We start from the raw sequence: 26,987 nt of genomic DNA, 5'->3' as shown, positions 1-26,987 counted from the left end.
CTCTTCGCATCAACTTCGATGATCTTGTTAGCCTCCAGCCTAGTTGACTGACGTTCGTTCGGTCACGGTGTGGTCGGCGGCCGTGGGTAGTGGAGAGGGGCGACTTGATATGCGTGAACGAGGACCCACGGTGTGGGCGGTGTGTGCGGTCATGGCGGCCGCGCTGTTCTGGAGCAGTTCGTACGCGGTGACCAAGCAGGTGCTGGAGGATGTCGGCCCGCTCAGTATCGGCGCCATCAGGTTCACCCTCGCGGCGTTACTCCTGGGCGTGATGGTACGGCTGAGCCGGCACCGCCCGGCCCGGCCGGACCCGCGGCAGCGGCGGCAGCTCTACCTGAGCGGGTTCCTCGGCATCACCGTGTACTTCATCCTGGAGAACGTCGGCGTCGACCTGTCCACGGCATCCGACGCGTCGCTGATCGTGGCCACATACCCGCTGATGACGATGCTGGTGGAACTGGTCGTCTTCCGCACCCGGATGCCGCTGCTGAGGGTGACGGGCGTGCTGCTGGCCACCGTCGGCGCCATCCTCGTCGTACGCAACGGGGCCGAGGTCGGCGGCAGTTCGCGCTGGCTGGGGGACATCCTGCTGCTGCTCGGCGGGCTGGCCTGGGCCGGCTACAACGTGCTCGGCAAGCGCGCGAGCGCCGGCCAGGACGCCGCAAGCGTCACCTACTACCAGACCCTGGCGGGCGCGGCCGGCTTCCTGCTCGCGTGCCTGCTGGAGGCCGACGACTGGCGGATGCCGGGCGCGACCGCCTCATCGCTGCTGGTCTACCTGGCCGTGGCGTGCTCGGTCGGCGGCTTCCTGCTCTACAACTACGGCCTGCGCAGGATGGCGTCGAGCGTCGCGGTCAACATCCTCAACCTGGTCCCGGTCTTCGGCGTCATCGGCGCAGTCGTGATCAACGGGGAGTCGATCCGGCTCGCCCAGGTGACGGGCGGCGTGATCATCATCGTCGGGGTGGCGCTGGGCATGATCGAGCGGGGACAGGGAGCCACGGCGAAGCCGGACGCGGGGGGAAGCGAGCCTTCCGGGACTGCGACCGCTCGGACTGCGGCGGAGGCGGGACCCGTGCCGGACGAGCCCGGAGCGGCTGTACCGACCGCGCATGGAGTGATCGACGGGGCTCGGTAGCCGCGTAGGCGGTGTCGTTTGGATCACCCCGGGTCCGCGACGCCTGGCACGGCACCTCGCCGCGTTGTCGCATCACCCCAGTACGCCCAGTACGCGGGTAATGCTTCGCCTTGCGATGCAAGGAGCAGCTGGGGGTGGGCGTTCCGCCGCCACATCCTCCGGCCTCGGAACGCCCGGGCGCCGTCGGACTGCGTCTAGCGTGTCGGCGGGTTGTGCCGGGGCGTCTGCATCCGAAGCAGCGCCCATCGGACCATCAGGGGCACTACGACCTTCTTAACGGCAACGACGAGGACGGCGAGGACTGCGATGCCGATGATGAGGGGGATCATGCTCCTCCGATGAGCGCAGGGTCTCGAGCGGAACGCTGACTTCTGTCAGTACACAGGAGCGGCACCGCTTCCCGTGCCCGCTCCGTACGACCCTCAGATTCTGGCCCAAGACCTTGGCGAGGGCCACGGGCGGTCCCGGTGACGAGTGGCTGGATGCAACTTGGTTTGCAGACCGCCGAGTTCACATCTCGGCCGCTGGCCTGACGGCTTGTCGGGTGGAGGCGAGGCGGGGATATGCTGCGTTCGGCTCCGGATCTTGTGTGACCGCTGCAGGGTCTGCGGCCCGCGGTCCGGCGCGAGTAGAGACGTTTGTGAGCGCCCTGCCGGGAGTCTCCTCCACGACGGTGGCCGCTCCTCCTTGACCACGGCTTCGGAGGCTTCGTGACCACCCCGCGCCCAGCAGCATCTCCCGACGGCTCCGCAGTGGCACCGCCCCCTGGCTGTCCCGCGCACGGTATGAGTCCCGAGGGGATACGCCGGCTGTACGGGCCTGAGGCAGAGGCCAACCCTCGGGGGCTGTACGAGCAGCTGCGCCAGCAGCACGGTGCCGTCGCGCCTGTGCTGCTGCATGGTGACCATCCCGCGTGGCTGGTCCTCGGGCACCGGGAGAACCTCGAGGTCATGCGGACACCGTCGTTGTTCTCCCGCGACTCGCGCCGCTGGACGCCGTTTGTGCAGGGGAAGGTGGCGGCCGACTCCCCGTTGATCCCGATGGTGGGATGGCAGCCGCTGTGCGTCTTCGCCGACGGTGACGAGCACGCCCGTCTCCGCGCCGCGGTGACCGGGAGCCTGGGGCAGTTCAATCGCCAGGGCGTTCGACGCTATGTCACCCGTTACACCAAGCTGTTGGCCGCGACCTTCGAGCCGACTGGGCGAGCCGACCTGGTCCGGGACTTCGCCGAGCGGCTGCCGATGCTGGTGATGACCCAGCTCATGGGTATGCCTGAGGAGGGCGGCCCGCGTCTGGTCGAGGCCACCCTGGACCTGATGAAGGGCACCGAAACGGCCCTGGCCAGCAACGAATATGTCACCGAGACGCTGCGCAAGCTGGTGAAGCGCAAGTCGGAGAAGCCCGGGCGCGACCTGACATCCCAGCTGATAGGCCATGAGTCCGACCTCGACGAGGACGAGGTCGTCGAGCATCTGCGGCTGATCCTTGTCGCCGCGAATGAGACCACGGTCAACCTGATCGCGAACACCCTTCGCCTCTTGCTGACCGACCGTCGCTTCCGGGCGAGCCTTTCCGGCGGCCAGATGACGCTGCCCGACGCACTGGAGCAGGTGCTGTGGGACGCCCCGCCCCTCTCGGTGATCCCGGGCCGGTGGGCCACGGGCGACACCAAGCTGGCTGGTAAACAGATCAGGGCCGGCGACATGCTGCTGCTCGGCCTGGCCGCCGGCAACGTCGACCCCGAGATCCGGCCCGACCTGTCGGCCCCCGTACACGGCAACCGGTCCCACCTCTCTTTCAGCTCCGGCCCGCACGAGTGCCCCGGCCAGGACATCGGCCGCGCCATTGCGGACACGGGCATCGACACTCTGCTCACGCTGCTCCCCGGCCTCGAACTCGCGGTACCGGCATCCGAGTTGCAGACGAGCGCCGCCTGGCTGTCCGAGCGTGTGTACTCCTTGCCCGTACGGTTCAAGCCGCAGTCGTCGAGCGGCACCGAGCAGCCTGTCGCAGCGACCGCACCGCCGAAGTCGCAGCCGCTACCGGACACAGCTCCCGTTTCCACCCCGATCGCGGAGCCTGCCCCGCTACCCGCCGCATCGGACCGCCGCTGGTGGAGCTCGTTGCTGTTCTGGCGGTAGCAGCTCGACGACTCAGGCACCGTCACCCGGCGCGGAAGCGGCCTTGTGCGCGGGGCTGCGGGTTCGAGCCAGCTGTGACAGAAAGGCGTCACCCGGCACGGCTTTCGCCGGGTCGTTCTGGCGAGGCCGAGGGAGGGCCGTCCGCTCCGACGAGAACCCTGGTTTTCGAGGTGCGGGCGGCCCTTCGCGCTGCCGTGCTGGGCAGTTGCCCATTGGAACGCGGGTGAACCGTGGGTACGATGCGCCGTAGTTGATCAGTCGGGCAGTCCTCCCCGACCACAGCAGCGCTTCGCAGACCACTCGATGCAGGCCGGATCCCCCCTCCACGCGGGGCCTGGCGCAGAGCACCGCCTCGCGAAAGGACTCCCGTGTCAGCTGAGTTGGCGGCGATACCCCGCGCCCCGGGCGGCATACCGCTCCTCGGCCACGTCCTGAAGCTTCAGAGCGACCCCCTCTCCTTTGTCCGCTCCCTTCGGGAGACGGGCAAGCTGGTCCGGGTCGACATCGGCACGATGCCGATCTACGTGGCCACCAGCGCCTCCCTGATCAGCGACGTCATGGTCACGCAAGGCCGATACTTCGAGAAGGGGCGGCTCTTCGACCGCGTCCGCCCGCTGGTCGGCAACGGGCTCGCGACGGCTGGCGGCGAAGTCCACCGCCGCCATCGCCGCCTGATACAGCCCATGTTCCATAAGGCGCGCATCGCCGGATACGCCGAGGTGATGAGCGAGCGGGCCCGCGCGCTGGCCGACTCCTGGACGGCCGGGCAGCGCATCGCCGTGGACCAGGTCATGGGCGAGTTCGCCATCGAGACGTTGGCGGCGACCCTGTTTTCTGCGGACATCGGGCGGCCGGCCGTGGAGGCGGTGCGCCGGGATCTGCCGATCATTCTGAAGAACATGCTGGTGCGGGCGGCATCGCCGAAAATGCTCGACAAGCTGCCGATCTGGCGATCCTTCGACCGGGCCGTCGCGAGCATGCGCCAGGTCATCGACCAGGTCGTCGCCACCACACGCGAGTCAGGGCAGACCGACCGGGTGGACCTGCTGTCCGTACTGCTCGCCGCGCGGGACGCGGACACGGGTGAGGCGCTCACCGACGAAGAGATCCGGGACGAGTTGGTCACGATCCTGTTCGCCGGTACGGAGACCACGGCCTCCACGCTCAGCTGGGCCTTGCACCATCTCGCCGAGCATCCTGAGGTCGAGAAGCAGCTGGTGGCCGAGATCGACGAGGTTGTGGGCGACCGGCCGGTTGCCTTCGACGATGTGCCCCGACTGGCCAGTATCCAGCGTGTGCTGGATGAAGTCATCCGTCTGCACGGCGTGGTGCTGCTGATGCGCCGCACCATCGAGCCGGTCGAGCTCGGCGGATTCCACATCCCCGCCGGCGTCGAGGTCGCCTTCAGTCTCTACGCCATGCACCGCGACCCGACGCTTTACCCCGAGCCGGACCGCTTCGATCCTGACCGGTGGCTGCCGGAGCGGCGCGCCAACCTCCCGCGGGAGGCCGTCATGCCCTTCGGCGCGGGCAACCGGAAGTGCATCGGGGACTCCTTCGCCTGGACCGAGGCCACCATCGCGCTGGCCACCATCCTGGGACGCTGGAAGCTGCGCCCCGTACCCGGCCGCACGCCACGTGAGGCGTTCGCATCAATGGCTCACCCCGACCGCGTCCCGATGATCGTCCAGGCGCGCGACGCCTGACGCCGGAGGCGGTCCTCCCTGACCCCCGCCTTCCGTCGAGGGCATGCACGGGTGGTCCAGCGTCCTGCCGTTCGGGGCCGCGGCCCTCGTGAACCTCCGCTCGCGGGCGTCTGCTACTTCGTACGGTGCGGTCGCAGAATGGAGCGCCAGCTGTCGGCAGCGCGGGCGGCCTGGCTGGTGGGACGTCGCGGCGGGGGAGCCGTGGTGAAGATGGGCTCGGGCGGCCAGTCGCTCTCCTCCGTGAGGATGAACCTGGCGGGGGTGAAGGCGACAGGTAGCGACTGCGGGCAAGGGATGCCTTGGATCGACCCCCAGAGGGTCTGCTCTCGCGGCAGCTTCAGGCGAAGGTCCGGCAGGCGGCGATGGAGTTGCTGCACACCGGTGTCGACGATCAGTTCGGTCAGCGTCCTGACAGGGTTCGGGTTGCTGGCCCGCCGCGGCCTGATGCTGCGGCTCCACGGGATCCGCCGGTATCCCTTCGGCTGGGATGTCGGCGGAGGATAGGCGCGTTCGCCTGTGACCCAGGCCAGTTGGGGCTGGTCACAGGGATCCATCGGCACACGGCGAGGGCCTGTTTCCGGGGCGGGTAGATGTGTGGCGAGGTTGTTGCCGATCAGCGCCTCGGAGCTGACCAGAGTGACCAGCAGCAGGCTCCGGGCCTGGTGGGCGGTCTCCTCGAGGGTGAGGTCCGGGCCGTGGTGAAGCATCCAGGAGACGAGATCCCGGCCGGGTGTCTTCTGCTTCTCTTCCACGAGCTGGATCAGAAGGGCCTCCAGTCTGAAAGACGCGTTGAGCTGACCGAACGCTCGATCGTCCTCGTTGACTTCGTTCTCGCTGACGTATGCGGAGTAGCGCGTTGCGCCGATCAGGCTGGGGACGCTCTGGCCGACGCCGGCGGCGTAGCGCTCGTCCATGCCGAGCAGCCCTCTCATGACCAGCTGCGGAAAATCCCGCGCGAACCGCAAAATGACGTCCGTCTCGCCGTCAGGGGAGACGACGTCGATCACTTCGTCCGCAACATGCCGGATGTACTCGGCCGTCCGCGGACCCAGTTCTCCGAGCGCACGGTCGAGCGCGGCCCTGGGAGCCATGCGCCCCTCGACGGCACCGGCCGGCACACTCGGCGCCCCCATCGAGGAGGGACGAATGTGTCGTTGCTGGTCGGGGATGTCGCCGGACGGCGTGGACATGAATGTCTCCGAGGTGAGGGGTGAAGGCGGCAGGCGGCTCTGCACAGATGAGGGCCTGCGCCACAGTCGGAAGCTTATGAACCGGCCGCGTGTGCTGGCAGATCGGGCCCGGTTCCGGCACGCGATCAACCGGTGGTGTCCGGAGGAGGAATGCGGTCGCTCGCCCGGAGCGCCGAGATGTCCCCAGCCGTCCTCAAGCGACGCTGTTTGGATCCGGGCAGCTGTCGCACCTCTGGACGGCCTCTGCCCAAGGATCGGTCGCGGACACGGCCCCTGCCTTGGTGCATGACCCACCCCGAGGTACCGGAGCCGACCCCTCGCACTTCGCCAGGAGGCGCCGCCACCGGCATGGACGGGAAAGGGGCGAGACGCGATCATGACCTCTGTTCGAGTGGGCCATCCGGTTTCGTTCCGGGAGAGTCCCGTGCCGCGGAGAGGGAAGGGGCGATCTTGCCTCACTACGAGGGTCAGGACATCCCGCGCAACGCGGATGCCCTAGCCAGGCAGATCGTGGAGGACCGGCAAAAGGAGCTAGAGCTCAACCAGGAGCAAGTGTCCAGGAGGCTTGGGAAAAAGAGTGACCGGACCTTTCGCAATTGGATGGCCAATCTCTCCGAGCTGAGCGCCAGTCAGGTCGAACTCTGGCCGACGCCCTGGAGCTGAGCGAGCCCAACCGCGTCAACCTGTATCAGTTGACGGGACACCTAGCCCCCGTTCCGCCCGCCAGCGAGGTGCCCACCGCGGAACTGGTCGTCTATCAGCGAATGATCGACGGCATCGACCACCCCTGCGTCGTGTACGGCTACGCCTGGGATGTGGTGCTGACAAACCGGCCCTTCCGGGATCTCTTCGGTGTGGCCCGCTGGCATCCGACGGATTCACCACTCGTCAATACGACACGATTCATCCTTTTCCATCCGGACGCCTACAAGATCGTTGGCGGCGACCGTGACTCCTTCCATGCCGACTGGCTCATGCCGTGCGTAGCCAACTTCTCGTCCGTCCTGGGTCAGCGTCCGAACGACCCACGGCTGCGGAGCATCGAGAAGGAGATCAACGCAAGCAGGGACGTCCGCAACGCCTACCGGGAATGGTGGAACCTACCAAGCTGGACGCCGACTTGCTGGGCAAATTCGCGAGTGTCCTGGGAATCGACGACTCCGATCGCGCCCGCACCTGCGCCGGCCGCAGCCCCGTCCGTAGCCGCAACCCCTCCAACTCCTCTGCATTCAGCCGGAACTGATGGCGGCTGAAACTCGCCGTACCCGGCAGCCCCAGCTCACGCAGTGCCGCCGAACGCGACAGATGCAAGGCCACCGCGACCGCGTCCACCCAGCTGACGAACGACTCTCCGGCGAACGGGGCCGGGACGAGCCCGAGCCTCCGAGCACGCTCTTCCTCAATCATGGTTCACAGTGTCAGGGCCCCGTGAGTTGTGGCCTCAGCGAAGACCACGATGTCCTCGGTATCCAGGGGAACACGCTGGACCGGCCAGTCCGATCCGGCCACCTTGACCATCTCCGGGAGGGGAGAAGTTCGACTTGTGGCTGCCCAAGATGGCGCGGAAGTCACCGTCTCCGGGAACAGCTGGCGTCAGGGTGCAGGCAGATTCGGCGAGCACCCTGATGGGGCGCTACGAGATTTCTTCTAGCGAAGTCCACCACGGCGCTGCGCAAATCATGATCGCCACTTTCCAGTATGGCCGACCATCTACTCGACGCAGCGAAAACAGCAAGCCATTCGACAGCATGTTCGCGCCAGAGTGAGCGTTTCCTTTCGCCTCCCTCATCCGGAATGAGAAATTCCTTATATGGCACCCACCTGGAACTTCCCGACAAGATGACGCCTATACCCCCCTCAAACGTGAAGCGAGTCACATGCCGCTGGCCAATTCCTCGACTTAGGGTTACGACATCGATCAAGGGTTCGCCGGGGTGTACCCCCTTCAATCGCGACCCCCATCCCCTCTGCCCAGCAAGCCCATTCACGAGTTGCCCCGCTAATGGGGATACCGAGGTGTTGGCATGCAAAGAAACTCTTCGAGAGACCGGATTCTCATCACTGGAGGTGCCGGTTTCATCGGTGGCCATCTTGCCCGTGCGCTGGCAGCGTCCGGGGAAGATGTCACGGTTTTGGACGACCTACGTGTACCGCCGATGATCCCGCCGGAAGGCACTGGAAAGTTCCTGGAAAAGCCCGTTCTGGAGTTAGAAGAGAGGGACCTTTCAGATGTGCGCCTCGTCTATCACCTGGCGTCACACAAGAGCGTCCCTCGCTCCTTCAAACAGCCGCTCGACTATCTGGACAATGTGGACTCCGGTCGGCACCTGCTGGCCCTCTGCACGAGCGTCGGCGTTCCTCAAGTAGTTGTGGGGAGCACCTGCGAGGTCTACGGCGAAGCCGATGTATTGCCGACGCCTGAGACCAGCCCCCTGTCTCCGCGCTCGCCCTATGCGGCGAGCAAGGTCGGTCTGGAGATGCTAGCCAGGGCTCACCAGCGCGCTTCCAGCGCTCCTGAGGTGGGCATTGTCCGATTCTTCAACGTCTATGGCCCCGGCGAGCGGCCCGATGCCCTGGTACCGCGGCTTTGCGCCAACCTCCTGATGAGGAATGAGCTGCCCATTGAGGGTGACGGCGAGCAGCGCCGCGACTTCAGCTACATCACGGATGTCGTGCGCAAGCTCATCGCGCTGGCGGACCGGCCGCTCGCCCCGGTCGTCAACTTCGGTTCCGGCCGGTCCTTCTCGGTGAACGATGTCGTGCGATTCCTGCAGAAGGCATCCCCGGAAGCCAAGGTCACGCAGAAACAGTCCAGGCCGAACGAGATCATGGAGTTCCGGGCGAACACGGCCTTGCAGACCCAGCACGTCGGTCAAGGGCCCGACAGTGTCGACATCGAGGAGGGGATTCGGCTGACTCTCGCATGGTGGGAGTCCCGGGACCTGGACGACATTTGCCAGCGGATCTTCCAAGAGGAGGCCTGATGCCCGGCTACACCGCCCCCGTACGCGCCAGCCTGGATGTCACCTACGCGTGCGACCTGCGCTGCATCCACTGCCGCACGAACACCGGTGAGATCCCGGTCCATATCCGCCGCAAGATGCTGTCCATCGAGCAGTTGCAGGACATCATGCTCCAACTGGACCGGATGGGCACGTTCGAGATCACCCTCACCGGTGGCGAGCCGACGATCCGCAAAGGCTTCTGGGAGCTGCTGGACGTCGTGCCGAAGCTGCGTCACTCGACCGTCACCCTGATCACGAACGCGGCGGCGCACACCCAGGAGCAGCTCGATCGCATCGTGGACAGTGGCATTTCGTCCGTGCGGGTCAGCATGGACGGCACGCGGGAGACGTTCGCCGCTGTTCGCCTCATGGATGTGTTCGACACGGTCGTGAAGAACTCGATATACCTGCGCGACCGCGTGCGCAGCTTCAAAGTGCTGACCACAGTGATGAAGACCAATCAGCACAATGTGTTCGACCTGGCGCACTACTTGCGGGCCCACGGTTTCCGCCGCCAGGACCTCATTCTCGTCCGGGCTCACGGCCGCGGGGGTCGTAACCGGCTGCTCCTGACGGAAGAAGAGACCATGGCGGTCCACCGCCAGGTGGCCGAGTTCAAGCAAGACGTGCCGGCCACCGACTTCGACCTGAATCTCAACGCGCCCTACCTGGTACCGGGCGAACGGCTCCGTCCTTTCCAGGACGTCGTCATGTTCCCCTACCTGGTGCGCGACAGCAGCGTCGCGATCTCCGCCACGGGGGATGTGACCATGAGTCGCCTGTACAGCGCCGCTCCCCTGGGCAACACCAAGGATGCCTCTCTCCAGGAGATCTGGGCACAGGGTCAGGAGCAACTTACCCAGGAACAGGAAGAGTTCACCGAGGATCGACTGCGTGGAATCTTCTGGGACTTCGCGTCCGGCGACACCCCGGAAGGTCCTCCGCTCACCTCGCTGCTGGACCGGCAAATCTTCGAAGGCGCTGAGGTGAGGTAGCCCGTGGGAAGAGAAGCACTGATTCGTCTGTACGACGTCGCACCATCCCACCCCCTGCTCGATACGCTGAACTCCGCCTCATCGCCGCAGGACGCCGCTTCTGCCGTTCCCCGGTTCACGCCGTCCGCGGGCCCTCGGGCTGAGACTTCCGTCGAACTGCACCAGGGCGGGACGGTTCTGGGCCGCTGCGGCATCAACACCCAGGGACCAGGCACGGTGGGTTCCTGCGAGATGACGGCCGCAGTAGCCCCCGAAGACCGCGCGAAGGTCCACTGGCTCCTCGTCCACGTGGCGCTGGAGCGCCTCCAGTGGCTCGGGTACGCCTACGCGCTGGTTGAAGTCGGCGCATACGCAGACCACTTTCCGTCGGCACTGCAGCAGGCATCGTGGTGGATTCCCGACTCCACCGAGCGCAAGAGCGCCGTAAGCCGTGACGACAAGAGCCTCGAATGGGCTGACCTCTTCATCGACTTCCGGACCTGGACGCCCAGCTCCGCACCGACATCCCTGACGGTGGACGGTCGGGACCTGTGGGTCCGCCGCCCGGAAGCCAGTGAAGAGCTACTCCTCGTCGACTGGGTCAGGGACACCTTCGGCGGCGGCTGGGCCAGTGAGATCCACCGGTCGTTCTCCCGGGATCCGATCTCGTCAGTGATCGTCGTCGACCGGAACAAGGACCTGGCGTCCAAGGACCGGCTGCTCGGGTTCATCGCCTACGACACTGCGCGGCTGGGGATGCTCTCGACCATTGCGCTCGTGCCCGCAGCCCGCGGCCACGACCTCACTCTCACGACCGCGCTCATTGAGGAGTGCCTGCGCGAAGCGCGGGCCAGCGGTATGCGCTACGCCGCTCTGGGGGGCGTGGGCAAGGCCCGCCTCGCGGCGCTGCGCGCGTTCAGCTCACTTTGGACCATCCCCGGCTCATGCCCGGGAATCTTCGGGAGGGGTGTTCGGAACTAATGGAGATCATCCTCACTGTCTCCGACCAAGTCTGGGGCGGCAAGCACCGCTACATGCAGGACATGGCAGTCGGACTGGCGCAAGCCGGTCACGCGGTCACCGTCCTGGCGGAGGACGGCAGCGCCATGCTGCAGCAGTGCCGCGCCGTCGGCGTGGCAACCGTTGGCGTGCCGCCCTTTGCGAGTGACACCGCGGTCGACGCGGTCCAGAGCGCGCTACAGCGTCACCGTCCCCGCATCGTGTGTGTCTCCGGCCGTGCGGACGCCGCCGCTGTCCACAAGGCCCGGTCACAGGATCCGGCTGATACGGCTGTGTGTCTCTTCCGCCACTCGGCATTCCCCCTGGGGACCACCGACGAGGTGCGCGAACTGTTCAGCGGCGTGGACTTGGTCTTCGCCACTTCGCGGGAACAGCGGCAGCGCCAGTTCCAGCCCCTGATCACGGCCGGTGTGCTGAAGGAAGACCAGGTCGAAGTCCTCACCAGCGGTGTCAGCGAGTCTCTGCTGGAAGCGCTTGACGCCGCGGACCGCAGCGCCGCACGTCAGGAACTGGACGTTGCGCCCGAGCAGTTCGTCTTCCTCGTGCTGGCCCGTCTGTCGTGGGAGAAGGGCGTCGACCGGGTGATCGACGCATTCGCTGATATCGAGCTGCCACCGGATGCGGCACAGCCCGTGCTGGTGATCGCGGGTGACGGTGCGCTGGGGGCAGATCTGCGTGGCCAGGCCACCGAGCGAGGTGTTGCTGATCGCGTCCGCTTCATCGGCCACCAGGCCGATGTCGCTTCGCTCGTCGCGTCCAGTGACGCCGTGGTCCTCGCCAGCACGGTGCCCGAGACGGGCCCGCTCGCGCTGAAGGAGGCCATGGTCGCCGGCCGTCCCGTCATCGCCTCCGCCCAAGGCGGGATCCCGGAGTTTGTGGAGGACGAGCGGCACGGCCTGCTGGTCATCGACGACGAAGATCTACGGCAGGCGATGCAGCAGCTCCTGGGCGACCGGGAGGCTGCAGAAACGATGGGAGCGGCCGGACGCGAGGCCATCCGCGGCGGCCATCGCGCAGCACGACGGGTGGAATACCTCGTCCACCGTATCGATCTCCTGGCCCTCGACCGGCTCGGCCCGGAAGCGGTACTCGACGAACTGGTATGGGATGACGTGAGGGTGCGTGAGGAGACGGACGGCGGATTCGTCTTCGTACCCCGCACCTCGCACATCATGGAGCTCGACAGCGACGCCTACGCGGTGATCCGTGCGGCACTCGAAGCCGACGATCCGCGCCAGCTGCTCAAGCCCACCCAGATGACGCCCGGGGTGCTCACGCACCGGCTGTACGCCATGGGCGCGCTGATCCGGCCGGATGACCCGCCGGCGCTGGCTGCCCAGACCGCGGACGCTCAGCGCCCTGTTCCGGAGCCCGCGTGAAGGTCCTCATCATCGCCGCGCACCCGGACGATGAAGTTCTCGGTGCGGGAGCCACCGCGTCGGCTCTGAGCCGACAGGGCGCGCAGGTACACATCCACATCCTCGCTGAGGGTGTCTCCCTGCGGCACTCGGGTGTGACGATCGAGCAGGCGCGAGAGCGATGCCAGGCGGCAGCCAAGGAACTCGGGGCGGCAGAGGTCTCGTTCGGCGGCCTCGCGGCCGACGGCCGTCTGCTTGCGGACCTCCCGCAGCGCCAGGCCGTGGATGCGGTCAGCCAGGTTCTGCGCGAGGCGGGGCCCGAGGTGGTCTTCACTCACCATCCGGGCGACATTCACGCTGACCATCGCAGTGTTGCCCATGCGGTGGGGTACGCCACACGGATCCTCGGCGCCAGCCCCGTCCGGCAGGTGCTGCATTTCGAGGTCCTGTCCTCGACGGAACAGCAGACGGGCTTGGTGGCACCGTTCACCCCCAACCTGTTCTACGACGTGACAGAGCACGTCGATGCCAAGTGCCGGGCTCTTGCCGCCTACCCCTACGAGGTCTACGACCCGCCGCACCCCCGGTCCCTGACGGCCGTGCGGACGCTTGCCTCCTACCGGGGGACGCAAGTGGGTGTGGAGGCGGCCGAGGCGTTCATGACCGGACGGGAATTACGCAAACCAGTAGCAGCAGGCACCGGCAGAGTTGAGGCGCGATGAGAGTGCTCGTGACCGGGGGAGCCGGATATGTGGGCTCCTTCACCGTACGTCGTCTCTTGGAGGCCGGCCACGACGTGGTCGTCGTCGACAACCTCAGCACGGGCCGCCGCGAGGCCGTTCCTGGATGCCGCCTGCATGTGGTGGACATCCTCGACATCGCCGGCCTGGGTTCGGTCTTCGAGGAATTCCGTCCCCAGGCTGTGATCCACTTCGCGGCCCTGAAGTCCTCGGAAGAATCGCTGCGCGATATCAGTACCTACTTCGCCATCAATGTGACGGGGACGCAGAACGTCCTTGCTTTATGCGCACGGACAGATGTGGAGCGGTTCGTCTTCTCCTCCTCGTGCGCCGTGTATGGAACCCCGCAGATCTGCCCGGTGGACGAGGCGGCGCCGGTGCGGCCGGAGAGCCCGTACGGAGAGACGAAGTACCTATGCGAGCGCATGATCGCCTCCTACGGGGCGGCCACCGGGATGCGCTACGCCAACCTGCGGTACTTCAACGCGGCGGGCGCGGCCGACGATGCCTCCCTGGGGGAGTACGCGGGTCCTGCGGCAACCCAGCTCCTCCCGGTGGCGGTGCGGGCCGCCCTTGGCCTTGCCCCCGCGCTGCAGATCTTCGGCGACGACTATCCGACACCCGACGGGACGGCTCTTCGCGACTACATCCACGTCGAGGACCTCGCTCAGGCGCATGTCCAGGTCCTGGAGGGCCTGGAGCGGGACGACCGGTGCGGCCCGGTGAATCTCGGCCGCGGACATCCCGTCAGCGTGCGCGAGCTGATCGATGCCCTGCGCAGAGTTTCCGGGAAGGACGTCGAGGTCGCCGTCGCGTCGCGCAGGCCCGGGGATCCGGGTCTGTCCTGGGCCGATCCCGGTCTGGCACTGAGCCGTTTCGGCTGGCGAGCAGGTCGCGACCTCGACCACATCGTTCGTACGGCGTGGGACTGGCACACCGAAATCCCCGCCTCACTGGAGTGACATGCACCTCTACTTGCTGCGCCACGCCGAGGACCGTGTTGGGAAGCACGATCCGCACAACCAGCTCCTGACCGATCTCGGACGCCGTCAGGCACAGGCCGCTGCCCTCTGGCTGGCCGAGCGGCACCCCACCGAACTGCGCACCAGCACGCTGCCCCGCGCCCGGCGGACTGCCGACGTAGTGGCGCACCACAACGGTCTGGCCGTGCGGGAGGACCCGCGGCTCAACGAGATCGTCTGGGCGTCACCCGAGGGGGAAACTCTGCCGCACCCGCGAGAAAACAGGCACTATCCGCCACCCCCGGGTGCGGAATCATGGCATGAGTTCATGACGCGGGTCGCCACTTGCATGAGCGAGCTGTGCCACCAGGCCATGGAAGACCAGCGGATCGTACTGGTCACCCACAGCGGCTTCTTTGACGCTGTCAACGAGCTTCTGTGTGGCGGCGTCGGCCGGGTCGAACTGCTCGTGGCGCATGCGGGCATCACGCACTGGCAGTACCGTCCGGGCAATTCAGGCGGGGTGTGGCTGCTGCACCAACACAACGTCACTTTCGCTCCAGCGCCACTCGACGATGAGACTGCCGCGACGGCAACGGAGTTGAACGCATGAGCGGGCGGCGCCAGCGTCTGGTCGTCATCTGTGTCGACGGCGGGCTTCCCGGGATCATCCGCGAGAATGATTTCTTCAATCTGAGCCGGGTCCTGCCTGCCTTGCCGGGCACCGCTGTCCACGAGCTGCGCAGTATCTACCCCTCCTCGACGGCCCCCTCGCATGCCTCCTTCCTTACCGGTACGCACCCGAACGGGCACGGCATCGTGGGGAACCGCTTCTGGGAGCGGGAGAGTTCTGCTGAGATTCGACGGCGTGCTGACGATCCGTCATCTTCCTTTCACCCCTACGAGGAAAGATCGCTGACTGCGCCCAGCTTGCTCAACTGGTTCGCCCGGGAGGGAGCATCGGCCGCTGCCGTCCACTTTCCGCAGACCTTCTCCCGCAACGCCCTGCAAGCGATCCCCAGCTGCTACTGCTTGTACGCGCCCGCACGCGACCTTGTCGTCCCGCTCTCGCCTACCGAAGACACGGCAGCCGACGGCCTGGTGACACTCTCCTACCTTGGATACGAAGTGTCCTTGTATCTGCGGCTCGACCAGCGCACAGGTGCCATTACGGTCGGCAGCAGCAAAGAGGCCGCCACCGTGACCGACGGCAGCCGCCCCACACGACTGGACATCCCGGTGGCCTCGGGTGCCGTCTCCGTGGCGGTCTCCTGCCAGAAGCTTGACCAGAACCGGATCCAGGTAAATCTGGGAACCGCCGTGATCACCATGGGCTTCGGTGATCTCGACCCCGTACCCGCCCGCACCGGCGACGGACCCGCGTCCCTCCACGTCGAGTACACCGCCAACCCGCACCACACTTTCCACGAGGCACCACGTGCCGAATGGGTGGAGCAGACCGCCCTTGACGTCCTGAAACAGCACGACCCCGACGTCTTGTTTGTGCGCTTCAACCAGGCCGATCACGCCCAGGAGTTCCTGTACTGGCATGCGGTCCGTGGAGGCCCCTCCGAACGAAAGCAGGCGTGGCAACAGATCCTGGACGTCTATGCCCGGATCGACGCCTGCGTAATGCGGCTCGCCGAAGCCCTCGGTGAGCAAACGGAGTTCATGTTCTTCTCCGACCACGGCATCGACTACGTCGAGACGCACCTGCGTCCGAACCACGTGCTGGCGGACCTGGGCCTCGCGGACCGCATGGTCTTCCAGGGCGACAGCAACTGCGCCTACCTCTATGCCGACGCACCGCTTCCGGCCAACGAGGAACAGCACCTGATCCGTGCCCTTGGCGCGCTCGATCCGTCCATCGGCGTGCTCAATCCAGCCGATCTCGACCGGTTGAAATTGCCTCTGAGCAGCCCGCGGGTGGGCCGCCTGGCCGTGTCATGCGGTCAGCACATCGAGTTCCAGTACAGCGACGCCGCACCGCGGGAAAGCGTGGCATCCGCGTCCCACGGCTATCTTCCCAGCGACTCGGCCATGAGCGGCTTCTACCGCTGCTTCGGGCACGCAGCCTCCCAGCTGGCTCCCCCCAGGGACATCACGGGGGCCGCATCCGTGGTCCGCGGGATCTGGCGCCACGCGGCACAGGGGACGTGAGCATGCCGGACAACGCACCCTACGCATATGAGGTCGAGGGCCTGCACAAGCAGTACGGCGAAACCTCCAGACCGGCCAACGAAAGCATCTCCTTCCGAATCCGGCAGGGAGAGTTCTTCGGACTGCTGGGCAGTAACGGAGCCGGCAAGACGACCCTGATCAAGCAGATGATCGGCCTGGTGCAGCCCGATAATGGGTCGGTACGGCTCCTGGGACGCGACATTTTCGTGCACCCCCGCTTCACGACGACCACCGTGGGCTACATGCCCCAGACCGCCTTCGCCCTCAACAGCCTGACCGTCAAAGAGGCCGTCTACTTCAGCGCCCACCTGCGAGGCGTTGCCTCCAAGGCCGCCAAAAAGGAACGCGACGCCCTCCTGGAACTGCTCGGCCTCGACCACCTGGCCAACAAGGTCGCCCGGCAGCTATCCGGTGGAGAACGCCGGCTCCTGCAGATCGCGGTGACCCTGACCGGATCACCGCCCGTGCTGATCCTGGACGAACCGACCAACGAACTGGACCCGTCGCGGCGCCGCCAGGTGTGGCAGTTGCTCCGGGACCTCAACCAGCGAGAAGGCCGCACGATCATCCTCATCACCCACAACGCCATCGAGGCGGAACAAGTGATCGAACGGGTCGGAATCCTCAAGGACGGCCGGCTCGTTGCACTCGGCGCCCCCTCCGAGCTGAAGTCCTCCCTCCGCTCCCAGGTGCACCTCTCGATCACGCTGGGCGACACACAGGTGCACCGACTGCCCGACTACGTACGCATCCAGTCCCAGCACCGAGGCAAAGTTGTCGCCCTCGTCGAATCCGCTGACCTGCCGCACCTGACCAAGGATGTAGATCTCACCCAGTTCCCCGAGTTCACGATGCACACCGCGACCCTGGAAGACGTGTATGTCAGCTACGCATGACGAGAAGCGCGGCCTGAGCTTCATCCAGCAGGTCTGGGACCTGTTCCGGATCCAGCTCACCAACTGGCGCTGGTCCTGGCCCCAGATGGTGCTCACCGGCATGCTCGCCCCGCTGGTGAGCATCGCCGCTCTGGGACTCTTCGCTCGGAACTCCGGCCACGGCGCCACCGAATACGTCCTGACCGGCAGCGTCACTATGGCGATCCTGTTCGAGACCCAGAACAGAATCGCCAGCAACTTCGCGTTCATGCGCGGCAACGGTGCCTTCGAGTACTACGCGGCCTTGCCCGTGCGGCGAGAGGCTCTCATCCTGGCCACACTCGGAGCGTTCTCGCTGCTCTCGCTGCCAGCAGTCACGGTCACTCTGCTGCTCGGCTCAGCGCTGCTGGACGTCCCACTGGTCTTCTCCCCGCTCGCCCCCCTGTGCCTCCTCCTCGCGCTCCTCCCCTCGGCCGGGCTGGGTGCCTTCATCGGCAGCAGATCCGGAACCATCGAGCAGGCATCCTCACTCAGTCTGGCTACCACGCTCCTCATGATGGCCGCAGGTCCGGTGGCAGTCCCACCAGAACTACTCCCGGACGCCCTGGTCTGGATCGGCCACGTCAACCCTGCGGTGTACGCGGCCGACAGCCTGCGCCATTCCCTCACAGCTCCCGCCGACATCAGCACCCTCGCTGACATGGCGGTCCTCGCCGCCTTCTCCGCCGCCGTCTGGGGCCTGACCAGCACACGCATGCACTGGCGTGCCCGCTACGGACGCCGCGCCGCATGACATCCCCAGCGATCACTCACCACGAAAGGACGACATTCATGACCGAGCAGGAGTTCATCGCAGTTCTCGCTCCCCTGACGGAGGAAATCACCGGGACCGCCATCTCGAAGGATGATCTCGACGCCACCTTCGGCGACCTGGAAATTGATTCCCTGAACCAGATCGAGATCATCAGCCGTATCGAGGACGAGTTCGACTGCCAGATAGACGACAGCACCCTGCGGACGATTCCCACCCCCCGCAGGCTGATGGAGCACATCTCGAAGGCCACCACCCCCGCATGAGTCGTCACCACCCCGTGCACCGGATCCGGACTCTGTCATGGTTCGGCTGGTGGGCAGCGGCCCACGCCGGTCTGCTGCTTGTCCTCGCCGCCTTCCAATGGGACAAGCGGCTGAGCGGGACGCTCTGCTCCTGGGGAAGCAGCGGAGCGTCCCGCACCCGGCTTATCGAGACACTGACATCCTGGGGCAACCCCTGGCCAGTGACCCTCCTTGCCGCAGGGTCCGCGTGCTTCGCACTGACCCGACGGAACGTCGCAGCCGCCGCCGTCCTCCTCGCCGTACCGTACGCCGCCACAGTGAGCTGCAACCTCATCAAGGGATGGGTCGAACGACAGCGCCCCACTCTGGGATGCGCCTCGGCCCAGGCCGACGGGTTCAGTTTCCCCAGCGGACATGCAGTGGGAGTGACAACCGGCTTCCTGCTAGCCGCGCTCTACCTCAGCACCCACACGCCCCGGGCGGTGTCGGCGCTGATCCTCCTGCTGACCGGGGTGGCCGCCGAGCTCGTCGCGTGGAGCAGGGTCTTTCTCGGTGTGCACTTCAGCATCGATGTACTCGCGGGACAACTGCTCGGAGGCTGCTGGCTTGCCCTCGGCGCGTTCCTCCTTCACCGCCGACCAGTACGCAGCTCCCGCAAGCAAGTACGTCGAGGGGCCTCCGATACCGCAGAGCGGCCGGTGACATGACGATGCCACCCCGTTCAGACAATTCATCACATCGAGCTCCCTGGCTTAACAGACCCCTATTTGGAGTGGAGAAGAAAATGCCTGCCACGCCTATCTGGACGCCACCATCCCCCCGGAGTTCAGAAGTTCTGCCTGCCGAGATCCGCCAATGGCTTGACCAGAACGCGTGTGCCACACTTGCGACAGTCGAGCCCGATGGACGACCGCAGCTATCGATAGTCTGGGCTCACTATGAGGGCAACCGGGTCCTAATCGCTACAGTCGCGGGAAGGCGAAAGCATAAAAACCTGCTTCGGAATCCACAGGCCACCATTTTGGTCGCTCACCCCGAAAGTCAAGACCACTACGTGGAGGTGCGAGGCAGGGCGGAGATTGTCGAGGATGGCGGGAGGGAACTCATCGACTTCCTCCACGAAAAGCACCGAGGAACTCGCCCGTACCCCTGGGATGCTCCTGGCGACAAGCGCGTGGTCGTAAGCATCACTCCGGAACGGGTTCTTGTATTCCATGGCTGAGAGCAGCTGCCAAGAATCCGTGTCCTCGATCGTGGATGATGACCAGTAGGCACTGATTGAGTGGCGGGCGGTACTGGTCCAGCACCGCCCGCCACTCAATCGCACGTCCCGTCGGGTGGGCGTATGTTGTGGTCAACGTCGTGCCCAACTCCGCAGATAAGCCCGTGCCATGATGACGCCATGCCCTTCAACCACAACGATCACTATCATGACCTCTTACTTCGCGAGCTTCCCACATCGTGCCGGAGGGCCCTTGACGTGGGCTGCGGGACGGGGACGTTCGCCCAGAAATTGGCCCTTCGAGGAATCGAGGTGGATGCCGTTGACGCGGATGGCGACGTCATCGCCACAGCACGGCAGCAGGCTTCTGCGCTCGAACTCCCCGGGCGCATCCGCTTCGAGCAGGCGGACATCACACGACTGACTTTGCCGCCCGGCGCGTACGACTACATTGCCTGCTTGGCCAGCATCCACCACGTCCCATTCGAGACGGTACAGAAACTGCGCGCCGCACTGACCCCGAACGGCGTTCTGGTGATCCTCGGCTGCTACCGAGAAGCCACCCTCTGGGATTACGTCGTAAGCCTTGGGGCAGTCCCGGTGAACGCCGTCTGGCGCATCGTGGTGTTCCTTCAGGAGAAGCGGTCGACGAAGCGCGCCTGCATCAGCAAGCAGCCTCCTCCTGCCCCTGTCGCACCCCCTTCAATGTCCCTCACAGAGATCCGAGAATTCGCTGCTGCTGGCCTTCACCAGAGCCGAATTCGGCGACTCCTGTTCTGGAGATACCTCCTGGTCTTTCACAACAGCGTTAGCGAGGCGGGGAAGTGACTACCAACCAAGGACACGAGGTCCCTCATCCTTCCGCAGGCTACGTCCTGGGAGCGACATGCGTCGCGTTCAACGACATGGGCCACGTCCTTATGGCACGGCGCCGCTCCCCTGAGCGATGGGAGTTGCCCGGAGGCTTGGTCGACCCGCATGAAGCGTTCCACGATGCTGCTGCTCGCGAGACCTACGAGGAGACCGGAGTCCTCGTCAAAGTCCACGGCCTGGTGGGTGTCTACCAACATCCAAGCCGGGGCATCCTCGCGGGACTCTTCATCGCAACGGCGATCTCAGGAGAGCCGCATCCAACGCCCGAAGCCAGCGCCGCCGAGTGGGCAGGGGTGGAAGACGCTCTCACGCGGCTGCACCCTCTCTACCGCCCCCGCTTGGAAGATGTTCTCGCAGCCAAGGGTTCCGTGACTCTCCGCGTTCACGAAGGGACCGAGGTCCTCTCCCTCCTCCAGCCAACGCTGCCTCCTCGGCGGCGCCCTTCGCCGTTGGGGTAGTCGTAGCTGTCTGCTACTCACTTACCGCCCGCCTGAGGGCGCTCTCATTTTGACTGGTCCGAAACCGCCCTCTGGTGCCGAACTCAAAATGAGAGCGCCCTGGTAGATAGCCCTGTCAAGTACCACTTCCCCTGGGGGCTCTCAAAAGCGGCACCCCCGCTGCTCCGCACCGGTCCGGCCGGCACACGGCCCGGGGCCCAAACGCAACGCTGGCGGACCGGGGGCGGCGGCAATCACACGGCCGTCGTCGGCCCGCGGAGCTTGGAGAGGTCGACGATGTCCTTGTCCGCCGGTGGGGTGAGCGAGACGGGCTGATTGAACGCGGACATCGAGATCTCCGTCGGTTCGTCGCCGCCCTTGGTGGCCTTGAGCAGGTACGGTTTGCCCTCCGTGGCGACGTACCAGACCTCGAGGCCGCCCTTGGCGGGAGTGGTGACCGGCAGCGTCGTCTCCCCGTTCACCGTGGTCGGCTCGCCCTTGCGCGCCAGCGGATTGACCTTGAACGAGCGCATCAGCTTGTCCACATCACAGACGCTCGCCATCTTCCCGGCACGCGGGTCGCTCGTCTTCACCCTGATCCAGCGGTCCGCGACCAGGGCGACCATCGAGTCGACCTGCTTCTTCGCCAGGCGCTTGGGAGCTTGACTGCGCCAGAAAGCTTCATCGGCCTTGTAGAAGAGAAGTTCGCTGGTCTTGATGATCTCGCCGGTCCCCTTACCTTGCACGGACACGGAGCCCGCGCACTCACCCCGGGTGTTCAGGGCGACGTCTATTTCCGTCTTTGATCCGGCCTCCACCACATGACCAGCCACCCGCATCGAAGTGGCGCCCCGCGTCGCGGCCAAAGCCTTCTCCTGCAACTCGGATCCGCTGAGGTCGGCATACGCCACTGCGGCCTTCGACGGCTCGGCCGACGTCTTCGACGCGGCGCCGCTGCCCTTCGCATCTGAGGATCCGGAGCCACCGGACGGGGTGCAGGCCGTGAGGCTGGCCATGGTGGCGCAGATGCAGACGGCGGAAGCCAAAGTGGTCGTGCGCATGGAATCCCCCGTGCATATGGCGTTGAAGTCTTCTGAGAGTAACCGGCCAGTAGCCTGCGGCCTGGAGCCGGGTCCTCACAGACCAACTTCCGAGAGGGCCACCGAACCGGCCTGGAGTGGTGCCTGGTTGCAGCCATGAACTCCCGAACCCCCTGCCAGTCCTTGGCCACGTACTCGGCAAGCACGCATCCATGCAGGCGCTGGTCTCGGGCGTCCGTTCCGGCACCACACGCTCGCTCATGTGGTCGGTGCGCCTCAATGCCGAAGCGTCTGCGCGGTGCCCACGTGCGCGCCGCCTCGGCGGAGTCCCGACTCATTTATGGACGTACGCATGTAAACCTCCCGGCATGAGGAAGCGACCGGAAATTGCTTTTCCGGTCGCTGGCACTCCGCTGAGAAATGACCATCATGAGAGCTTGCGAGGGAACCACCACCGCCTCGCTATGCAGTCTGTGTCGAGGGGAGTGGGATGCGCGACGGAATCGCGATCACTGTGGGACGCGGCCACTGTCATGCCCGGCCTGTGTCAGCCGCCGACCGCTGACCCAATCCGGGCTGGCTGACTCGGATGTGTGGCCTGCGTATCTCTCTGAGGAGCTGCTGCTCACAGCTCTTTTGCGAGCACACGCGTTGGACCCGTCCATAGCCGTTCCGCGCTGAGGTAAGGCCTGAGCCTGACCATTCACCCTCCCGCACGGCATGGGAGGCTTCCACACACGAGGCGAGGAGGGAGCATGCCGACTCTCGGATACCTGGTCGAAGAACGCGCAGAGCTGCAGCTGCAGTTCGCCGAGTCCAGCCCAGCCTCTCGCGCCGACGGAAAAGTGGCGGTCTTGGTCACCGTCGATCAGCAGGAGCTGATCAGCGGCCACACCAACGTCGCCCACCCTCCCGGAACTCTGATCCTTCTCACCCTGACCCCCGACGGCCTGAGGGGACGCACTGCGTTCGCGGTCGACCGCCTGCTGAGCGCTCTCGCGAAGTACAGGGCGGCGGGACTGGTGGTGACAGCATCCGACCACGACATGCCCTGGCGATGGTGGACAACGCCTACGGCATCCCGACGTGCCTGGCTTACCTGTGGACCGAGGACTACCCGCTCCACTTCGCCGGCGCCGGGTGCCACACCGATCCGCACATCGCACTCGCGCGTTCCATCACCGAGGCGGCGCAGTCCCGTCTGACCTGCATCGCCGGAACCAGAGACGACCTCCTCTCCCGCGAGGAAGTCTTCGACACGCGACCGCCTCGCCCACCGGCCGCCACCGGAAACCTGCACGCCTGGGACGCCCTCATGGGCGGGCATGCACCATGGCGCGGCAGCTTCGCTGACCGGGCCGCAACTGTCGCCGAGCGCATCGAGGAGATCACCGGGCACGAGCCGGTCTGCCTCAACCTGTCGGCCCCCACCGAGCCCCTGGCAGCGGTGAAGGTCATCTGCCCGGGGACACACGCACGGACCAGGCGGTCGATCCCCCGATGAACCAGCAACCGGCCGCGAGCACGCCGGCCTTGTCGCCAGCCGAGCAGAAACTGCAGAAGGGCTTCGACGCCTGGCACAGGCCGCGGCCTCGTCTTCCAGCCGACCGGGCTCGCACCGCCACAGCCGCAGCAGAGCACGGCTGGTCGCCCCATCCTGGATGGTCTCGGGACAGAAGCCTGGGTGGGAGTGACGGGCGTCCTCGGTCAGAGCCCGGTAACGGGCGATCGTCGCCCGGTCGGCGGCCGTCTCCCCCGCCAGCAGCCGAGCGAGCGTATGCCCGAGGCGAGGCACCTCTGCGTGGCAATCCGTCCCTCCGCGTGCTGCCGCCGGTGCAACACGGGGACCTCTTCGACGACCTTGCCAGCGCTCTCCGGCTCGCACGGCATGGTCTCGGTGTAGGCGGCCCGAGCGGATGCGCAGCTCTCCGCGGCTGCCTTCATCGCACGCCTCCAAGTCCGAAGCCGCTGTGACGGATTGACTTGCGGTGGTTGCGGCGCAGCGTCTTGACCGGGTTCCCCGCCGCCCGGCGGTGAGGAGTAGGAACACCAGAGATCACGGAGGAGCCCATGGAACTGTCCATCGCGCAGGTCGACCGGCGGCCGGAACAGCGCGTGAACGGGCAGGTGCGGGCCGGGTCGGTTGCCGACATCACTCAGGCCCGGGATGCCGGCCTGGCCGACGGCCTCGTCTGCGTGGACGCACTCGGCTTCGCCCCCGACCGTGCCGCCGCCCTCCGCGAGATCCACCGCATCCTCACGCCGGGCGCCCGCGCCGTCCTCACCCGCGCCCTTCCCCGCACATGCGACCCGGCCAAAGAGGCCACCGCTGCCGGATTCGACATCGAGCACATCGACGAGCGCCCCGCCGAACCCGAGTTGTGGCGCCGCCTGTACGGGCTGTGGAACACCCACGAATCCGACCTGCGCCGTGAACTGGGCGACCACCAAGCCCAAACCATGCTGGACGAGGCGGCAAGGATGCTCCCCCGTCTCGACGAACGCCGCGCCGTCGTGCTCACCCTGCGGCGTGGGGCCTCCTCCTGCCCAGCCGATAGGGTCCAGACGACGTACGGCACTGAGGGAGAAACACAATGAAGACTGCGGTGCTGTCAGCCGGGTCATGGGGCACAGCGTTCGCAGCGGTCCTCGCCGACGCCGGCACCAACGTCATACTCCACGGCCGCCGCCCCGAGATCGTCGACGCGATCAACACCCGCCACGAAAACCCCGTCTACCTGCCAGACATCATCCTGCCGACGTCGCTGAAGGCCACGACAGACGTGGCGCAGGCCCTGGCCGGCGCCAACTTCCTGGTGGTCTCGATCCCAGCGCAGTCGCTGCGCGACAACCTCGCCCGCTGGGCACCTCTGATCGAGCCGTCCACGATCGTCGTCAGCCTGATGAAGGGCATCGAAATTCACACAGAACTGCGCATGAGCGAGGTCATCACCGAGGTGACCGGCGTGCCCGCGGAGCGCGTCGCCGTACTCTCCGGGCCGAACCTTGCCCGAGAAATCGCCGCGCGCCAGCCCGCCGCATCGGTGATCGCCTGCCGCGACGAGACCGCGGCCAAGGCTCTCCAAGAAGCCTGCCTGACTCCGTACTTCCGCCCCTACACCAACCACGACGTGATCGGCTGCGAACTCGGGGGCGCCGTCAAGAACGTCATCGCACTCGCCGTCGGACTCGCAACAGGCATGGGACTGGGCGACAACGCCCGCGCCCTGCTGATCACACGAGGCCTGGCAGAGACCGCCCGGCTCGGTGCGAAGCTGGGAGCCGACCCCCTCACGTTCTCCGGACTGGCCGGAGTGGGCGACCTCATCGCCACCTGCACCTCACCACTCTCCCGCAACCGCACCTTCGGCGAACACCTCGGCCAGGGCATGACCGTGGCCGAAGCAACCGTCGCGACCAGCCAGACCGCAGAAGGCGTCAAGTCGTCCCAGTCAATCCTGGAACTCGCCCAACGGCACGGGGTGGAGATGCCCATCACCGAAGTCGTCGTCGCCGTCATCCGGGGAACGGTCACCGTCGCCGAGGCCGCCGCCATGCTGATGGCACGGTCCCCCAAGCCCGAGCAGTACGGCACCTGATCACCCCGCGCCGCTAGGAGGTCATTCCCTTCTTGCAGCGGCGTTGACTGTGATGGAGCGAGTGGAAAACCGAGGCGGCCACCCGATCATCAACCGGTGATCGAGGACGAGATCGTGGTCGGATCCGAGCATACGCACAGGCCCACCATCTACCGCCGCCCGCGCAGGCAGCTGCCGAGGGCGAATCAGAGCCTGATGGTTGCCTGGCAGGTGACGTCCGTGACGGGAATGCGGGGGAGGCAATGGGGAAGATGCTTGACCGCAGGCGTGGGACCCCGCACGTGCGCTTCGCCATCGACAATCAGCCGTCTGAGTCGTGACGCGGCGGCTCGTCTGTCAGGCGCCGGATGAGGTCCATAAGGCGTTGTTCGGCTTCCGGACTCAGTGGGCCAGGTGGTTGCGGGACCTGGTCGCGCAGTTCGGCGGCAGTTGGGTCCTGGGCAGCCAGGCCCTCGGCGGTGGCGGCTCCGAAGCGCCGGATGACTTCCTGAAGCCGGGCTCGCTGTTCGGGGGTAGCGTTGGCGAGCTGGGTACGGAGGGTGTCGCGAACCTCCTGGAGGCGATCCACGTCCGCGATGTTCCCGGGGATCTCCTGAGTCATCAGCACCCGGACGCTTGTCTCGTCCGGGGTAGGGCGGGCAGATTCACTGTCCTCGTCCGGCTTGCGGGCGATCCAGCTCCAGCCGTGCTCGGCCATGCCTTCCCTGGTCCACTCCATCAGCAGGTCCGCGCCCTCGTGGACGCGTGACATGTCGTGACCGCCGCCGGTGGCGAACCAGCGCAGCAGTGCACCGGCTGCCGGTTTCTCGCTGTCGCAGGAGGAACACAGTTCCAGGTGGATCGGAATTCCGTTCGCGTCTTCCTGCGGCATGACGGCGCTGGAGATCAGCGGTCCTCCGCAGCGTGAGCACGACGGCAACTTCTCTGCGAGTTCCACTCGGGCCACGCCAGCCTCCTTGCTCTCACCTGCGCCCACCAAAGCCCGCGTGAACTGCAGCGTCAACCTTCCCGACGATTTCCGACCCCCAGGAGGTACTCCCCACCGAGTTCTGTCGCGATGAGGGGTCGGCTCACCAGAGATGGTTCTTCAACCTCCAGCCCGCCAACCACGGGGCCCCTTGCGTGGCGCCAGGCCAGCGGGCTGCACCGGTAGTTGGTGGTGTCCTGTCTCAGATGATCTGGCCTGGGGCGGCTCTGGCCTGGGGCGACCAGAACGATTGAGATGCGCGTCTGCCGGAAGTCTCAATCGATCTGGCTCCGAAGGAGCGGATGCCCGGTGCCGTCTCAGTTGACCCGGTTCGTCTCTGGGGCGGACCAGAGCGTGCGGTTCTCGTGTGCGGGTCGGGAATCAAGGTGGCTTCCCGCTACGTTCAGCTACTGACCTTTCCGTTGAGTTGTCGGGGATGACATCGCTTGATCCCTGCGGTAGTTCGTGGGCATGAGGTATCCGCAGGGTGGTGGCCTCACTCC

The 26,987-nt window shown here is 66.2% G+C and carries 26 protein-coding genes and 1 pseudogene; 22 read left to right on the top strand and 5 right to left on the bottom strand.

What is annotated here, in order from left to right; translation table 11 throughout:
• The first annotated feature begins 109 nt into the window (after nt 1-109).
• A complete protein-coding gene (locus ACZ3H8_RS37940) occupies nt 110-1,138 on the top strand; it encodes a DMT family transporter (protein ID WP_467409566.1) in 1,029 nt (342 codons plus the stop codon).
• 194 nt (nt 1,139-1,332) lie between these two features.
• Here ACZ3H8_RS37940 and ACZ3H8_RS37935 read toward each other — a convergent pair whose 3' ends face one another.
• Entirely contained in the window at nt 1,333-1,467 is a 135-nt protein-coding gene (locus tag ACZ3H8_RS37935) for a hypothetical protein (RefSeq protein WP_467409564.1), read from the bottom strand.
• 381 nt (nt 1,468-1,848) lie between these two features.
• On the opposite strand from ACZ3H8_RS37935, the gene ACZ3H8_RS37930 reads away from it, so the two are divergent.
• Nucleotides 1,849-3,279: a cytochrome P450 gene (locus tag ACZ3H8_RS37930; protein WP_467409563.1), complete on the top strand. Its 1,431-nt coding sequence runs from the start codon at nt 1,849-1,851 to the stop codon at nt 3,277-3,279.
• Between the two features lie 368 nt (nt 3,280-3,647).
• Entirely contained in the window at nt 3,648-4,985 is a 1,338-nt protein-coding gene (locus ACZ3H8_RS37925) for a cytochrome P450 (protein WP_467409562.1), read from the top strand.
• A gap of 113 nt (nt 4,986-5,098) precedes the next feature.
• Here ACZ3H8_RS37925 and ACZ3H8_RS37920 read toward each other — a convergent pair whose 3' ends face one another.
• A complete protein-coding gene (locus tag ACZ3H8_RS37920; protein WP_467409560.1) occupies nt 5,099-6,175 on the bottom strand; it encodes a cytochrome P450 family protein in 1,077 nt (358 codons plus the stop codon).
• A 764-nt stretch (nt 6,176-6,939) separates the two neighbouring features.
• Between ACZ3H8_RS37920 and ACZ3H8_RS37915 the strand changes: the two are divergent.
• A pseudogene (locus ACZ3H8_RS37915) lies at nt 6,940-7,242 on the top strand (MmyB family transcriptional regulator); the annotation flags it as partial.
• On the opposite strand, the gene ACZ3H8_RS37910 reads toward ACZ3H8_RS37915, so the two are convergent.
• Nucleotides 7,229-7,582, bottom strand: coding sequence for a TniQ family protein (locus ACZ3H8_RS37910; protein WP_467409559.1), 354 nt, complete (start codon nt 7,580-7,582; stop codon nt 7,229-7,231). The pseudogene ACZ3H8_RS37915 and the gene ACZ3H8_RS37910 overlap by 14 nt on opposite strands.
• A 617-nt stretch (nt 7,583-8,199) precedes the next feature.
• On the opposite strand from ACZ3H8_RS37910, the gene ACZ3H8_RS37905 reads away from it, so the two are divergent.
• From ACZ3H8_RS37905 to ACZ3H8_RS37835, 15 genes are all read left to right on the top strand, one after another.
• A complete protein-coding gene (locus ACZ3H8_RS37905) occupies nt 8,200-9,159 on the top strand; it encodes an NAD-dependent epimerase/dehydratase family protein (RefSeq protein ID WP_467409558.1) in 960 nt (319 codons plus the stop codon).
• Entirely contained in the window at nt 9,159-10,175 is a 1,017-nt protein-coding gene (locus ACZ3H8_RS37900; RefSeq protein WP_467409555.1) for a radical SAM protein, read from the top strand. Before ACZ3H8_RS37905 ends, ACZ3H8_RS37900 begins: the two co-directional genes overlap by 1 nt.
• A gap of 231 nt (nt 10,176-10,406) precedes the next feature.
• Nucleotides 10,407-11,135 carry a GNAT family N-acetyltransferase gene (locus ACZ3H8_RS37895; RefSeq protein ID WP_467409553.1) on the top strand — a complete coding sequence of 243 codons (729 nt, stop codon included), beginning with the start codon at nt 10,407-10,409 and terminating at the stop codon, nt 11,133-11,135.
• Nucleotides 11,135-12,553 carry a glycosyltransferase family 4 protein gene (locus ACZ3H8_RS37890; RefSeq protein ID WP_467409552.1) on the top strand — a complete coding sequence of 473 codons (1,419 nt, stop codon included), beginning with the start codon at nt 11,135-11,137 and terminating at the stop codon, nt 12,551-12,553. Before ACZ3H8_RS37895 ends, ACZ3H8_RS37890 begins: the two co-directional genes overlap by 1 nt.
• Complete coding sequence (locus tag ACZ3H8_RS37885) at nt 12,550-13,254, top strand: PIG-L deacetylase family protein (protein WP_467409551.1); 705 nt, start codon at nt 12,550-12,552, stop codon at nt 13,252-13,254. Before ACZ3H8_RS37890 ends, ACZ3H8_RS37885 begins: the two co-directional genes overlap by 4 nt.
• Before the next feature lie 8 nt (nt 13,255-13,262).
• Nucleotides 13,263-14,234 (top strand): UDP-glucose 4-epimerase GalE, encoded by a 972-nt coding sequence (gene galE, locus ACZ3H8_RS37880; protein ID WP_467409549.1) that lies wholly within the window; start codon nt 13,263-13,265, stop codon nt 14,232-14,234.
• A gap of 13 nt (nt 14,235-14,247) precedes the next feature.
• Nucleotides 14,248-14,847: a histidine phosphatase family protein gene (locus ACZ3H8_RS37875; protein WP_467409547.1), complete on the top strand. Its 600-nt coding sequence runs from the start codon at nt 14,248-14,250 to the stop codon at nt 14,845-14,847.
• The gene (locus tag ACZ3H8_RS37870) at nt 14,844-16,394 is read left to right on the top strand and encodes an alkaline phosphatase family protein (RefSeq protein ID WP_467409545.1); all 1,551 of its coding nucleotides are present in this window, start codon (nt 14,844-14,846) and stop codon (nt 16,392-16,394) included. Before ACZ3H8_RS37875 ends, ACZ3H8_RS37870 begins: the two co-directional genes overlap by 4 nt.
• A gap of 2 nt (nt 16,395-16,396) precedes the next feature.
• A complete protein-coding gene (locus ACZ3H8_RS37865) occupies nt 16,397-17,311 on the top strand; it encodes an ABC transporter ATP-binding protein (protein ID WP_467409544.1) in 915 nt (304 codons plus the stop codon).
• Nucleotides 17,295-18,083, top strand: a complete 789-nt coding sequence (locus ACZ3H8_RS37860) for an ABC transporter permease (protein ID WP_467409542.1) — start codon at nt 17,295-17,297, stop codon at nt 18,081-18,083. Before ACZ3H8_RS37865 ends, ACZ3H8_RS37860 begins: the two co-directional genes overlap by 17 nt.
• A 38-nt stretch (nt 18,084-18,121) precedes the next feature.
• Entirely contained in the window at nt 18,122-18,367 is a 246-nt protein-coding gene (locus tag ACZ3H8_RS37855; protein WP_467409541.1) for an acyl carrier protein, read from the top strand.
• Nucleotides 18,364-19,053, top strand: coding sequence for a phosphatase PAP2 family protein (locus ACZ3H8_RS37850; protein ID WP_467409538.1), 690 nt, complete (start codon nt 18,364-18,366; stop codon nt 19,051-19,053). The genes ACZ3H8_RS37855 and ACZ3H8_RS37850 overlap by 4 nt, the downstream gene beginning before the upstream one ends.
• A complete protein-coding gene (locus ACZ3H8_RS37845; RefSeq protein WP_467409537.1) occupies nt 19,050-19,568 on the top strand; it encodes a PPOX class F420-dependent oxidoreductase in 519 nt (172 codons plus the stop codon). Before ACZ3H8_RS37850 ends, ACZ3H8_RS37845 begins: the two co-directional genes overlap by 4 nt.
• Before the next feature lie 180 nt (nt 19,569-19,748).
• A complete protein-coding gene (locus ACZ3H8_RS37840; RefSeq protein ID WP_467409536.1) occupies nt 19,749-20,396 on the top strand; it encodes a class I SAM-dependent methyltransferase in 648 nt (215 codons plus the stop codon).
• Nucleotides 20,393-20,899, top strand: coding sequence for an NUDIX hydrolase (locus ACZ3H8_RS37835; protein WP_467409534.1), 507 nt, complete (start codon nt 20,393-20,395; stop codon nt 20,897-20,899). The genes ACZ3H8_RS37840 and ACZ3H8_RS37835 overlap by 4 nt, the downstream gene beginning before the upstream one ends.
• A 233-nt stretch (nt 20,900-21,132) precedes the next feature.
• On the opposite strand, the gene ACZ3H8_RS37830 is transcribed toward ACZ3H8_RS37835, so the two are convergent.
• A complete protein-coding gene (locus ACZ3H8_RS37830) occupies nt 21,133-21,939 on the bottom strand; it encodes a hypothetical protein (protein WP_467409532.1) in 807 nt (268 codons plus the stop codon).
• A gap of 1,036 nt (nt 21,940-22,975) precedes the next feature.
• On the opposite strand from ACZ3H8_RS37830, the gene ACZ3H8_RS37825 reads away from it, so the two are divergent.
• The 3 genes from ACZ3H8_RS37825 to ACZ3H8_RS37815 all read left to right on the top strand — a co-directional run bounded on the left by ACZ3H8_RS37825 (nt 22,976) and on the right by ACZ3H8_RS37815 (nt 25,517).
• The gene (locus ACZ3H8_RS37825; protein WP_467409530.1) at nt 22,976-23,422 is read left to right on the top strand and encodes a YcaO-like family protein; all 447 of its coding nucleotides are present in this window, start codon (nt 22,976-22,978) and stop codon (nt 23,420-23,422) included.
• 566 nt (nt 23,423-23,988) lie between these two features.
• Complete coding sequence (locus tag ACZ3H8_RS37820) at nt 23,989-24,516, top strand: class I SAM-dependent methyltransferase (RefSeq protein WP_467409527.1); 528 nt, start codon at nt 23,989-23,991, stop codon at nt 24,514-24,516.
• Nucleotides 24,513-25,517, top strand: coding sequence for an NAD(P)H-dependent glycerol-3-phosphate dehydrogenase (locus ACZ3H8_RS37815; RefSeq protein WP_467409525.1), 1,005 nt, complete (start codon nt 24,513-24,515; stop codon nt 25,515-25,517). Before ACZ3H8_RS37820 ends, ACZ3H8_RS37815 begins: the two co-directional genes overlap by 4 nt.
• Before the next feature lie 301 nt (nt 25,518-25,818).
• On the opposite strand, the gene ACZ3H8_RS37810 is transcribed toward ACZ3H8_RS37815, so the two are convergent.
• The gene (locus ACZ3H8_RS37810; RefSeq protein ID WP_467409523.1) at nt 25,819-26,463 is read right to left on the bottom strand and encodes a DUF6300 family protein; all 645 of its coding nucleotides are present in this window, start codon (nt 26,461-26,463) and stop codon (nt 25,819-25,821) included.
• Between the last annotated feature and the right edge of the window lie 524 nt (nt 26,464-26,987).

The organism is Streptomyces sp. NPDC002868, assembly GCF_055563295.1.
The sequence above is the reverse complement of the archived record's forward strand: the minus strand, read 5'-3'. Positions and strand labels throughout refer to the sequence as shown.